Below are 12,223 nucleotides of genomic sequence, written 5' to 3' on the forward strand. Positions count from 1 at the left end.
TACAGCGCTTAACCAAGATCGACGCGCATGACAAGCGCGGTGCCGTCTCCTCCACTGTCGCTGTAATAGCCTTTGCGGCTGCCGACTTCCTTGAAGCCGAGCGCCCGATACAGCAGCAGAGCCGGTTCGTTGGCTGCGTCCACTTCCAGAAAAAGATGTTTGCAACGTTCACCGTATAGCCGGAACAGGCCGGCTTCCATCAGCTTCTTGCCGATGCCACGGCCGCGCTGGCGCGGGTGAACCGCAATGGTGATGACTTCGGCTTCATCGGCAACGGTGCGCACGATCAGGAAACCAAGCGGTGCGCGCGTGCCATAGGGGCTCGCCCGGCGTGCCACCAGAAACATCGTTCCCGCGTGCGCTTTCATCCGTGCAAGCTCGTCCGTATTCCATTTGTGCTTGAAACAAAGCGCGTGGATGTCGGCAATCTTCGGTAGATCCTCGTCCAGCGCCTCTTCTATCACCGGCGGCTGGGTCCAGAACCACCAAAAACTCATTGCCGTTCTATCCTTCCCTTCGTTTGCGGCGTCGCATCGGGCGGCCGCAAATAGAGTGGCGAAGGGGATGACCTCGAAGGATCGGCGGAGATCCCCAGTTCCGCGACATCCCGAATACCCGGGAAAGTGCTGCGGGACAATATCGCGCTTTCCGGAAGTCCAAGCTCCCTCGCGATTTTTTCCGATGCCGATCCTGCCAATCTTATGTCCTTGGGCAAGTTCGCCGCAAGATCTGCGATGGTACGGACACCGGCTTCATCGGCAGCGGTGCCGGACGCATGATAAAGCTGGCAGTAGACCTCGTCTGCCTTTCCCGTCAGTGCCACCAGCACGGGACCGCCGTCATCCCCTGGTACGGCGGAACGGGCAATGGCTGCCAGTGTCGTTACGCCGACAACCGGCTTTCCGAGCACGAGACCAAAGCCGCGGGCAACCGCCAGTCCGACGCGAAGGCCGGTAAAGCTGCCGGGTCCGATGGTCACGGCAACGCGGTCGAGCTCGGAAAAGGTGGTGGACGACTCGGCCATGACCTCACCGATCATGTCCATCAGCTTCTCGGCATGGCCGCGGCCGATCTCCTCGCCGCACGCCTCGAAACACGCGGTTTCGACACCGTCGTCGAGAACGGCGGCGGCGCAATTGGCAAGGGCTGTATCGATGGCGAGGACGCGCATTCCGGTTTGGCTCATGGTTTTCGTGTCCCACATGCCACTACCCCGCCCCGGCCCGCGAGTCGAGCGGGGCTTTGGACCTAAGTCCAAAGGGGGGCTTGCCTTCCACAAAGAATGGGAGTCGAAAATATTAAAGGCCCGGACAAGAGGCCGGGCCTTTGAAATTCTTCAGGAATGCTCCGATCAGATCGGGCGGACTTCCTCGACTTCCGGAACGAAGTGACGCAGCAGGTTCTGGATGCCGTGCTGCAGTGTTGCCGTGGATGACGGGCAGCCGGCGCAGGCACCGCGCATGGACAGATAGACCACGCCTTCCTTGAAGCCCTTGAAGGTGATGTCGCCACCATCCTGCGCCACAGCCGGACGCACCCGCGTTTCCAGGAGTTCCTTGATGGTGCTGACAGTGTCCGCGTCACCTGCCTCGAAGAATTCTCCTTCCTCGATATTTTCCGCTTCGCTGGTAGCCATGACCGGCTGTCCGGACATGAACTGCTCCATGATCACGCCCAGGATGGCGGGTTTCATGTGCTGCCAGTCGGTTTCGTCCTTGGTCACGGTCACGAAGTCGTGGCCGAAGAAGACCGCCACCACGCCCGGCACGTCAAACAGTTTCTGTGCAAGAGGCGACACCCCGGCGTCGGTCCTGGAGCGGAAATCGTAGGTTCCCTCCGGCAGGACAACCCGTCCCGGCAGGAATTTCAGTGTCGCCGGATTGGGAGTGGCTTCGGTTTGAATGAACATCTTGTCTCGTCCTTGCGCTTCAGGTCGCGCCCATGTTGCCGGCTTCGTTTTGCGCCTCACCTCCATCGCAAAACGCCGATGAATGTTTCTAACGTATCTCTCGGCAGTTTGGAACCGTTAAAAACTAGATAGGTGCAGATCCTGCCTGGTCAAGCCGTCTTCTTGAATCCGGCAGCCCTGCGATCGCTCGTCAAGCCAGAGCGGCGATGGAATCATCATCCAGGTTACCCGGCACGATCGTCACCGGAATGGGGAAGGTTCCCGCGGATTTTCCGGCGATCGACGACACCAGAGGTCCCGGCCCTTCAGAGCCCGTGCTGGCCGCCAGGATCAGGATCGCGATGTCGGCATCCGCCTCGATCAGCTCCATGATCTCCTCGGCCTTTGTCCCTTCCCGCACCACCGATTCCGGTTCGGTACGGGCAACGGACCGCACGCGCTCGGCGGCTTTCGCAAGCGCCGCCTCGGCTTCTTCCTGGGCTTCCGCCCGCATGATGTCTTCAACCCCCAGCCAATGCTGGAAGTCGCCAGGCGCAATGATGAAGACCAGCGTCACGACGCCGCCGGTCCGGGCCGCCCGTTTTGCGGCATATACGATCGCCCGGTCACATTCGGGCGTCTCGTCGACCACGACCAGAAACTTCCGGCGGTGGCCTTCCTCGTTGCTTTTTCTGATAGCTACCATGGGCCGCATGCTGCCACCGGTCCGCGCACTCCGCAAGCGGCGAAATCGCCGCGCACGGAGCGCTCAACCGGTGTCTTTCCGCATGCCTCCTAGAGGATGAACTTCGACAGGTCGACGTTCTTGGCAAGGTCGCCGATGTTGTCGCGAACGAATTTGCCCGTGATCTCCACCTCTTCACCCGGACGGTCCGGCGCCGTGAAAGAAATCTCGTCGAGAATGCGCTCCATCACCGTCTGCAGGCGGCGGGCACCGATGTTCTCGACAGAGGCATTGAGATCAACCGCAATCGAGGCGATCTCGTCGATGGCATCCTCTGTAAAGTTCAGCGTGACCTTTTCCGTTTCCATCAGCGCCACATACTGCTTGATGAGGCTGGCTTCCGGTTCGGTCAGGATCGCGCGGAAATCGTCCTTGTCGAGCGCACGCAGCTCGACCCGGATCGGCAGGCGGCCCTGCAGCTCCGGCAAAAGGTCCGAAGGCTTGGCGACGTGGAATGCACCGGAAGCGATGAACAGGATGTGGTCGGTCTTGACCGGTCCGTGCTTGGTGGAGACGACCGTGCCTTCGATCAGCGGCAGCAGGTCACGCTGCACGCCTTCACGAGAGACATCGGCTCCCGCACGGCCTTCACGGGCACAGATCTTGTCGATCTCGTCCAGGAAGACGATGCCGGAATTCTCGACAAGTGAGATTGCCTCTTCCACCACCTTGTCGTCGTCGAGCAGTTTGTCGGATTCCTCGTTGATCAGGAGCTGGTAGCTGTCGCGAACGGTGGTGCGTTTGGTCTTGGTCTGGCCGCCGAACGCCTTACCCAGTAGATCGGAGACATTCATCACCCCGACGCTGGCACCCGGCATGCCCGGCAGATCAAAGCTCGGCATCTGTGCCTGGGCCCGGACCTCGACCTCGATTTCCTTCTCGTCCATCTCGCCGTTGCGCAGCTTGGTGCGGAAGCTGTCCCGGGTTGCCGGGCTTGCGTTCTTGCCGACCAGCGCATCCAGCACGCGTTCCTCGGCCAGCATGTGTGCCTTTGCCTTCACCGCTTCGCGCTTCTGGTCACGCACCAGCGTAATGCTGGCTTCCACCAGATCACGGACAATCTGCTCCACGTCGCGGCCGACATAGCCGACCTCTGTGAACTTGGTGGCTTCCACCTTGGTGAAGGGGGCATTTGCCAGCTTTGCCAGACGGCGGGAAATCTCGGTCTTGCCGACGCCTGTCGGGCCGATCATCAGGATGTTCTTCGGCAGAACTTCCTCGCGCATCTGGCCTTGCAGCTGCTGGCGGCGCCAGCGGTTGCGCAATGCAATTGCGACCGCGCGCTTGGCATCTTTCTGGCCGACGATGTAGCGGTCGAGTTCGGAAACGATCTCACGCGGAGAAAAATCGGACATTGTTTAAGACACGCCTTCTTTACTTACGAGTTCCATCAGCAGGCAGTCGCCGGTGCGTCCCAGAAGCGCTTCGATCTCCTGAAAGCCCGCCTTGCGATAAGCCTTCAGGGCCCTGAGATTGGCCGGATCCGGATCGATGATGATCCGCTCGTGACCCTCCTCGCGCAACTGGCGGACAAACGCCTGCAAAGTTCTTGTTCCAAGTCCCCGGGACAGATCTTCCTCGAATGCAATCGAGAGGTCGACACCGACGGCCTCGGCCGGCAGCCGCTCCAGCCAGGGATAATCCGCCGCAAATGCGCTTCCCTGCTGATCGCCGACAAACCAGACCTGGATATAGCCCTTGTCGATACCGTCTTCCTGGAAGATGAAGGGCCGGGTCGTATCCCTGCCTTCGACCATGTCCCGGATGTTGCTCAACTCTTCGTCCGGATCGCCCCACCATTGCCGCCAGTGCGGCCGCGCCAACCAATTCGCCAGCATGGGCAAATCGTCGGCGGTGACGGGGCGAAACGAAATCATCGGCCCTTACTCGGCCGTATCCAGCGACTCGACCGTCACGCTGGCGTTCGTGTAAACGCAGATTTCGGCTGCAACCGCCATCGCCTTGCGGGCTATGGTTTCTGCGTCATAGTCGGTATCTGCCAGGGCACGTCCGGCCGCAAGTGCATAGTTGCCGCCAGAACCGATACCCATGACACCCCCTTCGGGCTCCAGAACGTCGCCGGTACCGGTCAGCACCAGCGACACGTTCTTGTCGGCCACCAGCATCATCGCTTCCAGCCGGCGCAGATAGCGGTCGGTCCGCCAGTCCTTGGCAAGTTCCACGCAGGCGCGCATCAGCTGGCCGGGGTACTGTTCCAGCTTCGCTTCAAGGCGCTCGAACAGGGTGAAGGCATCGGCGGTTGCGCCGGCAAAACCGGCAATAACCTCACCCTTGGCCAGCAGGCGTACCTTGCGGGCGGTGTGCTTGATCACGGTCTGGCCGAGGGAGACCTGGCCGTCACCGGCGATCACCACCTTGCCACCCTTGCGCACCATCATGATCGTCGTACCGTGCCACTGGGCCGGTTCGCGCGTTTCGCTCATTCAATCCTCTTGGCAATCTTCATGGTCATCTTGTCTGCCGCCCTATGTAGGCGGCAAATCCGGTATTTCCAAGCAGTCAATGGGATGCGGCCTTGTTGAGCCGGGTTATGAAGCCGGCCGAAATCGGCTCAAGACACACATTTTCAGGGCGATTTCTGCCGGCAATTCGAAGCCTCAGTGCGACATCTCGATCCGGGTTGCCCGCAAAAGTGCGTCCACCAGCTTGTCGAGCTGGCCGCCTGCCCGTTCATCGGAAAGTTCGCCCTTGTCGTCAAACGCGCCCGCCGCCTTGGGTACGGCCACCATCTGCGGCAGGACCATTGCTCCAAGGCCGACTTCCAGAATGGTGCGCATGCCGATCAGACCGCGCATGCCGCCGAACGCGCCGGTCGAAGCTGCACCGAGCGCAAAGACCTTGGTCTTGTAGGGATCGCCCGGTTCCTTCACGCGGCTGATCCAGTCCAGGGTGTTTTTCAGCAGCGGCGAGATGCCGGCGTTGTATTCCGGACAGGACAGAAAAATACCATCCTGCGCCAGGAACAAGCGTTTGAGTTTCCTGGCATTTTCAGGAACGCCATTCGTATCCTCCAGATCGCCGTCGTAGATCGGCAACGGATAGTCCTTCAGCGACAGATGCGTCACCTGAGCATCCAGGATCGCAAGTTTCTTGGCGGCCAGCGCCGTCAGTCTGCCGTTGAAGGAACCGCTTCGGACCGAGCCCGAGCAAACGAGGATCTTCGGATTGCGCATCAGAACCTACCCTACAAATGTCCGGCTCGCGCGTAGCACCGCGATGAACCGCCTGAGAGCAAGTTTAGGGCGCTTTTCGGGAAATGGGAGTGCTTCCTGCCCGCTGTCCCCTGCCGTCTGAGCCCTCAATGGGCCTTGCGGTAAACCCAGACGCGTGCCGGAGGCAGGTTTTTCCAGACCCAGTCCGAACTGAAGACGGAGACAGAGCGGTTGTCCAGCTTCACCGGAGCGACCAGCCCGTAGGAAAACTGGATGAAGGGCGCGCCCGGTTTCAGAATTTCCAGAGCTTCCGCCAGCAGCGCCTTGCGGACCGTTTCCGGTCGCGTCAGCAGCGGCAGGGACGAGACGATGCCGTCAAGCGAATGACGCTGGTCTTCCGCAGCCGACAGCGTATCGCCGGCGCGCGAAAGGGTGGCGCCAAGGGCGTAGGCATCACCCTGGACAATTTTCAGGCCGGGGTATCTGCGGGTCAGCAGTTCGCAAAATTCCGGGCAATACTCGATGAGCCTGAGCTGCTGGGAGGAAAATCCACGGTCCAGAATCGCCTTCGTGACGACGCCGGTTCCCGGCCCGAGTTCCACAACCCTTGAATGGGGACGCGGTGTCAGAAAGGACGCCATCTTGGCGGCGAGCTCTGGCCCGGAAGGGGCGACGGCACCGGTTCGAAGCGGGTTCTGAGCCCAGGAACGGATGAATTTGACTTCATCGAGCACCTTCGCCCGAACGGCACTTGCCTTCTCAAGCTTTTCCCGAAAAGCTTCCCGGCGCGAGCTATTGCGTTTCAGCATCTTTCCTCACTCACATCCCCCATGCGGGGAATATAGGAGTGATTGCAATAAGATGCCATGGGCAAGCGCACATATTGCACGCATACGTCACCCTTTGCAGACTGCTTATGCACCGAGATTATCGATGAAATCCTTCACCTTGGAGAAAAACCCAGCCGATTCCGGGTGGTTTTCACCGGAGGATTCCTTCTCGAATTCCGCCAGAAGCTCACGTTGGCGTCGGGTCAGATTGGTCGGTGTTTCGACCGTGACCTGAATATACATGTCGCCGTGCTGGCTGGAACGCATGATGGGCATGCCCTTGCCGCGCAACCGGAACTGCTTTCCGGTCTGAGTGCCTTCGGGCACCTTCACGCGGCTGGTAGACCCTTCGACCGTCGGCACGTCGAACTGACCACCCAGGGTCGCGGTCGACATGGAAATCGGCACGCGGCAGTAAAGATCGGCGCCGTCGCGCTGGAAAAGCTCGTGCGGCCTTATGGAGAGGAAGATATAGAGATCGCCCGCGGGGCCACCGCGCACGCCTGCTTCACCTTCACCTGCCAGCCGAATACGAGTTCCGTCCTCGATACCGGCCGGAATGTTGACCGACAGCGTGCGCTCCTGGGTCTTGCGTCCGGAGCCGCTACAGCTTTCGCACGGATCGGTAATCACCTGGCCGCGTCCCTGACAGCTTGGACAGGTGCGTTCCAGCGTGAAGAAGCCCTGCGCGGCACGCACACGGCCTGCCCCGCCACAGGTGCGGCAGGTCGTCGGGCTGGTTCCGGGCTTTGCGCCCGAACCGGAGCAGTCGTCGCAGGTAACGCTGGTGGGAACCTCTATCTCCACCGTCTTTCCGGTGAAGGCATCCTCCAGCGTGATATCCAGATTGTAGCGCAGGTCCGCACCGCGCTCGCGTCCGCCCGACCGGCGGCCACCGCCGCCACCCATGCCGAAGAATTCCTCGAAGATATCGGACATGGTGGAGGAAAAGTCGTGGGCACCGGCACCGCCGCCGCCAAAACCACCGTTTTCGAAGGCCGCATGGCCGAAACGGTCATAGGCCGCACGCTTCTGGCTGTCCTTCAGCGTGTCATAGGCCTCGTTGACTTCCTTGAACTTGGCTTCGGCGGCCTCGTCGCCCGGATTGCGGTCCGGGTGAAATTGCATGGCCATCTTGCGGTAGGCGCTTTTCAGCGCTTTTTCGTCCGCCTCACGCGAAACACCCAGCACCTCATAGAAATCACGTTTCGACATCAAGATCTTCCGGTCTTGTTGTTGCACCGCTGGCGGCCTGGCAAATGCCGGCGCCAATTACGGCGAAGGCGCCGCGCACAAGTGCCCTTTCATCAGGCAGTCGAGCGACCGGCGCCAGGATTGGACCAGCCAGCCGAAACCCGGCTGGCTGATATTTTTCGGTTATGCGGATTTTTTGTCGTCGTCTTCTTTGACTTCTTCAAAATCCGCATCAACGACATCGTCTTCGGCCTTGGCTTTCGGATCGGCTTCCTCGCCGTCTTCTGCCTGGGCGTCAGCCTGAGCTGCCTGATACATGGCTTCGCCAAGTTTCATGGAAGCTTCTGCCAGAGCCTGGGTCTTGGCCTTGATGTCTTCCAGGTCTTCACCTTCAAGAGCAGACTTCAGGGAGGCAAGCGCGGTCTCGATCGCGGACTTGTCGTCCTCGGAAACCTTGTCGCCATAGTCCTTCAGGGACTTGTCGGTGGAATGGACCAGGGATTCGCCCTGGTTCTTGGCTTCCACCAGTTCCTTCCGCTTCTTGTCCTCATCGGCGTGGGATTCAGCGTCCTTGATCATCTGGTCGATGTCGCTGTCGCTGAGGCCGCCGGAGGCCTGGATGCGGATCTGCTGTTCCTTGCCGGTGCCCTTGTCCTTCGCGGACACGTTGACGATACCGTTGGCGTCGATGTCGAAGGTGACTTCGATCTGCGGAACGCCGCGCGGTGCCGGCGGCAGGCCGACCAGGTCGAACTGACCGAGGATCTTGTTGTCCGCAGCCATTTCGCGCTCACCCTGGAAGACACGGATGGTCACGGCCGTCTGATTGTCTTCAGCGGTCGAGAACACCTGGCTCTTCTTGGTCGGGATCGTCGTATTGCGGTCGATCAGACGGGTGAAGACACCGCCAAGCGTTTCGATGCCGAGCGACAGCGGGGTCACGTCGAGCAGCAGAACGTCCTTGACGTCGCCCTGCAGAACGCCGGCCTGGATCGCAGCGCCCATGGCCACGACTTCGTCCGGGTTCACACCCTTGTGCGGATCCTTGCCGAAGAAGGTCTTCACGGTTTCCTGGATCTTCGGCATGCGGGTCATGCCGCCGACCAGAACCACTTCGTCGATTTCACCGGGAGCAAGACCTGCGTCCTTCAGAGCGGCTTTCATCGGCTCGATGGTGCGCTTGACCAGATCCTCAACCAGCGACTCGAACTTGGCGCGGGTGAGTTTCAGCGTCAGGTGCTTCGGACCGGAAGCGTCCGCCGTGATGAACGGCAGGTTGATTTCGGTCTGGGAAGAGGACGACAGTTCGATCTTCGCCTTTTCCGCAGCTTCCTTCAGGCGCTGCAGGGCCAGCTTGTCGTTCTTCAGGTCGATGCCCTGGTCCTTCTTGAACTCGGACGCGAGGTAGTCGACGAGAACCATGTCGAAGTCTTCACCGCCGAGGAAGGTGTCGCCGTTGGTGGACTTCACTTCGAAGACACCGTCGCCGATTTCCAGGACGGAAACGTCGAACGTACCGCCACCAAGGTCGTAGACCGCGATGGTTTTGCCGTCGTTCTTGTCGAGACCGTAGGCAAGCGCTGCTGCCGTCGGCTCGTTGATGATGCGCAGGACTTCAAGACCCGCGATCTTGCCGGCATCCTTGGTTGCCTGGCGCTGCGCGTCGTTGAAGTATGCCGGAACGGTGATGACCGCCTGGGTCACTTTTTCGCCGAGATAGCTCTCTGCGGTTTCCTTCATCTTCTGAAGGATGAAAGCGGACACCTGGGACGGGGAGTATTTGTCGCCGTTGGCTTCCACCCATGCGTCGCCATTGTCGGCCTTGACGATTTCGAACGGGACAAGCTTCTTGTCCTTGTCGACGGTCGGATCGCTGTACCGGCGACCGATCAGGCGCTTGACTGCAAAAAGGGTGTTGGTCGGGTTCGTGACCGCCTGGCGTTTTGCCGGCTGGCCGACGAGACGCTCGCCATCGTCGGAGAAGGCCACCATCGACGGGGTGGTGCGGGCGCCTTCTGCGTTTTCAATTACCTTGGAATCCTTGCCGTCCATGACGGCGACGCACGAGTTCGTCGTGCCGAGGTCGATACCAATGACCTTTGCCATATCTGCCTCTCTTTCTAGCAAACCGGATAGACCCAAAAAGGCGTCATTCCGGCTCCTCTCAGTTGGGTTCCGGGTTCCCCCGGACATCGCGCCAGAACGCTAGGCTCATGATTTGGCGCGAAGCTTGACCGCTATATAGGTGGATGAAACTTTGCCTGCAAGACATCTGTCCACTGACATTTCACAGACCTTCCGTTCTTCGCCGATATTTCTTCCCAGATCGTTACCAGCATTGTCAGCTTTGCGAATTCCACATGCAATCGGCACATGGAGGCGAGGTTTTGCTCAAACCTTGCAGACAATACGGTTAACATCGCCCCGTCACCGCAATGGCAACGCGGAAAGGAGACCCGAATTGCGAGATCCCAGCCTCTGGAATCGGCTTCAAGCCTGCCACCCGGACGATGTGGAAGCGGATTTCCCGTTCTCCGCGCGCCTTGCCCGAGACAATGGCTGGAGCAAAAGCTTTGCGGGACGGGTCGTTGTCGAATATCTGCGGTTTGCCTATCTCAGCCGGCTTGGTGAAGGCATCGTGACGCCGAGCGACGAAGTGGACCAGGCCTGGCATCTGCACCTGACCTACACCAGACATTACTGGGGCCCATTCAAGGAAGCGCTCGAAGGTCCGCTGCATCACATGCCGACAAAAGGCGGCCCGGAACAGGAAGTCCGGTTCCGGCAGGCCTATGCAAGAACGCTCCGGCTCTACCGGTCGGAATTCGGCGACCCGCCTGTGGACATCTGGCCACCGGAGGAAATCCGGTTCGGCAAGGCGCCGGGCTTTGTCCGCGTGAATGCGCAGGATGTGTGGATCATCCGCAAGCCGGACTGGCCGAACCAGCTCGCAAGACTGGCCGGGAAGGTTGCGAATGCGCCCACCGCCGTCCACTGCGCCCTGCTGGCCGTCATGTCACTGCTTCTGGGCACCAGGCTGGCCTTTGCCCATGGCGAGGCGCAAGGCGATACCCTCATCGAGCGACTGCGCAACATGGTCTGGCACTGGGCCACCATGCACACGGCCGAATTCCTTATTTCCCTGTTCATCATCGCCGTAGTGCTGATCATCCTCTTCAAGAAATCGACCGGTGGAAATTCTTCCGGATGCAGTTCAGGCTGCGGCACCAGCAGCAGCGGTGACGGAGGCGGCGGTGGCAGCTCCGGCTGCAGCGGTTGCGGTGGGGGCGACTGACGACCGGCGAAAATTGACCATGCAGGAAATTCCCATAAACGGCCTGAGCGGGCTTTACTATCTGCCGGGTTATTTCGACCGCGAGGGCCAGGAACAGCTCCTGGCACATATTCGTGCGATCGTCGCCGAAGCGCCCTTGTTTCAGCCGGTGATGCCGAAAACCGGAAAGCCCTTTTCGGTGCGCATGAGCAACTGCGGGCCGCTCGGCTGGGTGTCGGATATCCAAGGCTATCGCTACCAGCCCGCGCACCCCGAAACCGGCCGGCCATGGCCGGCCATGCCGGATGCCTTGACGCACCTTTGGAAGGAAGTTGCCGGCACGGCGCCACCACCCGAAGCCTGCCTGATCAATTTCTATGATCCCAACGCCCGCATGGGCCTGCACCAGGACAGGGATGAACAGATGTTCGAAGCCCCGGTCGTCTCGATTTCCCTCGGAGACACTGCGACCTTCCGTGTTGGCGGCGTGAACAGGAAGGATCCGACCAAATCCTTCCGCCTTCAATCCGGTGATGTCGTCGTACTTGGCGGTGAGGCTCGACTGGTCTTTCACGGTATCGACCGCGTGTTAAAGGGAACTTCGACGCTTTTGAAAAACGGCGGCCGGATCAACCTGACCCTTCGGCGGGTCACGGCGGAATAGAAATGCGGGATCAACCAGTCAGCCAACTCGAGACGGTTTTTATCGTTCTGCCAGGAAGTCCGGATTGCACCGCTGATTGTCTTGAAGGCACAAATTCATGAACGTGAACATCGCTCATTTGAAGACGCTCAAGCCGGTATCAATCGAGGAATTGGAAAAGATGCATACCGGCAGGCTTCTCAGCCGCTTGAAGCGCTTGAGAAGCTTGCACGCCACATTTGAAGCCAGCGACTGGCTGCTTGAGGAGCGCAATGCGGTCGAGCAAGCCGGACTGATTGCCTTCAAGAATACTGAACTTTGGTCAACCGCCTTTGAAGAAGTGAAGCGACTGCTTGCACAACGGGAACACTTGCCTCGTGGCGGCAAGGCACGCAGGCAGAGCGCTGCCCACAAAAAGCAGAACAGATAGGTTTCCAACCTCCGGGTTTGCTTGAAAATGGGCTTCTTCTGCGGCC

The 12,223-nt window shown here is 60.1% G+C and carries 14 protein-coding genes; 3 read left to right on the plus strand and 11 right to left on the minus strand.

The window, feature by feature from the left end; genetic code table 11:
- Nucleotides 1-8: 8 nt before the first annotated feature.
- From rimI to dnaK, 11 genes are all read right to left on the minus strand, one after another.
- On the minus strand, nucleotides 9-497 hold the full coding sequence (gene rimI / locus ACP90_RS26175) for a ribosomal protein S18-alanine N-acetyltransferase (protein WP_022999124.1): 489 nt from the start codon (nucleotides 495-497) through the stop codon (nucleotides 9-11).
- The gene (gene tsaB, locus ACP90_RS26180; protein WP_062492022.1) at nucleotides 494-1,171 is read right to left on the minus strand and encodes a tRNA (adenosine(37)-N6)-threonylcarbamoyltransferase complex dimerization subunit type 1 TsaB; all 678 of its coding nucleotides are present in this window, start codon (nucleotides 1,169-1,171) and stop codon (nucleotides 494-496) included. Before tsaB ends, rimI begins: the two co-directional genes overlap by 4 nt.
- Before the next feature lie 180 nt (nucleotides 1,172-1,351).
- Nucleotides 1,352-1,909 (minus strand): NifU family protein, encoded by a 558-nt coding sequence (locus ACP90_RS26185; RefSeq protein ID WP_031268711.1) that lies wholly within the window; start codon nucleotides 1,907-1,909, stop codon nucleotides 1,352-1,354.
- A 190-nt stretch (nucleotides 1,910-2,099) separates the two neighbouring features.
- The gene (locus ACP90_RS26190) at nucleotides 2,100-2,594 is read right to left on the minus strand and encodes a universal stress protein (RefSeq protein WP_031268712.1); all 495 of its coding nucleotides are present in this window, start codon (nucleotides 2,592-2,594) and stop codon (nucleotides 2,100-2,102) included.
- Nucleotides 2,595-2,683: 89 nt separating this feature from the next.
- Nucleotides 2,684-3,988, minus strand: a complete 1,305-nt coding sequence (gene hslU / locus ACP90_RS26195; RefSeq protein ID WP_062490925.1) for an ATP-dependent protease ATPase subunit HslU — start codon at nucleotides 3,986-3,988, stop codon at nucleotides 2,684-2,686.
- A 3-nt stretch (nucleotides 3,989-3,991) separates the two neighbouring features.
- A complete protein-coding gene (locus tag ACP90_RS26200; protein ID WP_062490927.1) occupies nucleotides 3,992-4,510 on the minus strand; it encodes a GNAT family N-acetyltransferase in 519 nt (172 codons plus the stop codon).
- A gap of 6 nt (nucleotides 4,511-4,516) precedes the next feature.
- Nucleotides 4,517-5,077: an ATP-dependent protease subunit HslV gene (gene hslV, locus ACP90_RS26205; protein WP_006935406.1), complete on the minus strand. Its 561-nt coding sequence runs from the start codon at nucleotides 5,075-5,077 to the stop codon at nucleotides 4,517-4,519.
- A 174-nt stretch (nucleotides 5,078-5,251) separates the two neighbouring features.
- Entirely contained in the window at nucleotides 5,252-5,827 is a 576-nt protein-coding gene (locus ACP90_RS26210; RefSeq protein ID WP_055657064.1) for an NAD(P)H-dependent oxidoreductase, read from the minus strand.
- Between the two features lie 125 nt (nucleotides 5,828-5,952).
- Nucleotides 5,953-6,615 (minus strand): rRNA adenine N-6-methyltransferase family protein, encoded by a 663-nt coding sequence (locus ACP90_RS26215; RefSeq protein WP_082809860.1) that lies wholly within the window; start codon nucleotides 6,613-6,615, stop codon nucleotides 5,953-5,955.
- A 105-nt stretch (nucleotides 6,616-6,720) separates the two neighbouring features.
- Complete coding sequence (gene dnaJ / locus ACP90_RS26220) at nucleotides 6,721-7,851, minus strand: molecular chaperone DnaJ (RefSeq protein WP_022999133.1); 1,131 nt, start codon at nucleotides 7,849-7,851, stop codon at nucleotides 6,721-6,723.
- 162 nt (nucleotides 7,852-8,013) lie between these two features.
- The gene (dnaK, locus tag ACP90_RS26225) at nucleotides 8,014-9,936 is read right to left on the minus strand and encodes a molecular chaperone DnaK (protein ID WP_022999135.1); all 1,923 of its coding nucleotides are present in this window, start codon (nucleotides 9,934-9,936) and stop codon (nucleotides 8,014-8,016) included.
- A 355-nt stretch (nucleotides 9,937-10,291) separates the two neighbouring features.
- Here dnaK and ACP90_RS26230 point away from each other — a divergent pair, with 355 nt between their 5' ends.
- The 3 genes from ACP90_RS26230 (at nucleotide 10,292) to ACP90_RS26240 (ending at nucleotide 12,177) form a co-directional block, all read left to right on the plus strand.
- On the plus strand, nucleotides 10,292-11,125 hold the full coding sequence (locus ACP90_RS26230) for a hypothetical protein (RefSeq protein ID WP_062490929.1): 834 nt from the start codon (nucleotides 10,292-10,294) through the stop codon (nucleotides 11,123-11,125).
- A gap of 19 nt (nucleotides 11,126-11,144) precedes the next feature.
- Nucleotides 11,145-11,768 (plus strand): alpha-ketoglutarate-dependent dioxygenase AlkB, encoded by a 624-nt coding sequence (locus ACP90_RS26235; RefSeq protein WP_062490931.1) that lies wholly within the window; start codon nucleotides 11,145-11,147, stop codon nucleotides 11,766-11,768.
- Between the two features lie 97 nt (nucleotides 11,769-11,865).
- Nucleotides 11,866-12,177 (plus strand): hypothetical protein, encoded by a 312-nt coding sequence (locus tag ACP90_RS26240; RefSeq protein ID WP_062490933.1) that lies wholly within the window; start codon nucleotides 11,866-11,868, stop codon nucleotides 12,175-12,177.
- Nucleotides 12,178-12,223: the final 46 nt, after the last annotated feature.

Origin of the sequence: Labrenzia sp. CP4 (assembly GCF_001579905.1) — a bacterium.
Lineage (GTDB): Bacteria > Pseudomonadota > Alphaproteobacteria > Rhizobiales > Stappiaceae > Roseibium > Roseibium algicola.

Bases quoted from the DNA above. Each gene is read 5' to 3' on its own strand.
- rimI (WP_022999124.1), bottom strand. From the start codon at position 497: ATGAGTTTTTGGTGGTTCTGGACCCAGCCGCCGGTGATAGAAGAGGCG.
- tsaB (WP_062492022.1), bottom strand. From the start codon at position 1,171: ATGCGCGTCCTCGCCATCGATACAGCCCTTGCCAATTGCGCCGCCGCC.
- ACP90_RS26185 (WP_031268711.1), bottom strand. From the start codon at position 1,909: ATGTTCATTCAAACCGAAGCCACTCCCAATCCGGCGACACTGAAATTC.
- ACP90_RS26190 (WP_031268712.1), bottom strand. From the start codon at position 2,594: ATGGTAGCTATCAGAAAAAGCAACGAGGAAGGCCACCGCCGGAAGTTT.
- hslU (WP_062490925.1), bottom strand. From the start codon at position 3,988: ATGTCCGATTTTTCTCCGCGTGAGATCGTTTCCGAACTCGACCGCTAC.
- ACP90_RS26200 (WP_062490927.1), bottom strand. From the start codon at position 4,510: ATGATTTCGTTTCGCCCCGTCACCGCCGACGATTTGCCCATGCTGGCG.
- hslV (WP_006935406.1), bottom strand. From the start codon at position 5,077: ATGAGCGAAACGCGCGAACCGGCCCAGTGGCACGGTACGACGATCATG.
- ACP90_RS26210 (WP_055657064.1), bottom strand. From the start codon at position 5,827: ATGCGCAATCCGAAGATCCTCGTTTGCTCGGGCTCGGTCCGAAGCGGT.
- ACP90_RS26215 (WP_082809860.1), bottom strand. From the start codon at position 6,615: ATGCTGAAACGCAATAGCTCGCGCCGGGAAGCTTTTCGGGAAAAGCTT.
- dnaJ (WP_022999133.1), bottom strand. From the start codon at position 7,851: ATGTCGAAACGTGATTTCTATGAGGTGCTGGGTGTTTCGCGTGAGGCG.
- dnaK (WP_022999135.1), bottom strand. From the start codon at position 9,936: ATGGCAAAGGTCATTGGTATCGACCTCGGCACGACGAACTCGTGCGTC.
- ACP90_RS26235 (WP_062490931.1), top strand. From the start codon at position 11,145: ATGCAGGAAATTCCCATAAACGGCCTGAGCGGGCTTTACTATCTGCCG.
- ACP90_RS26240 (WP_062490933.1), top strand. From the start codon at position 11,866: ATGAACGTGAACATCGCTCATTTGAAGACGCTCAAGCCGGTATCAATC.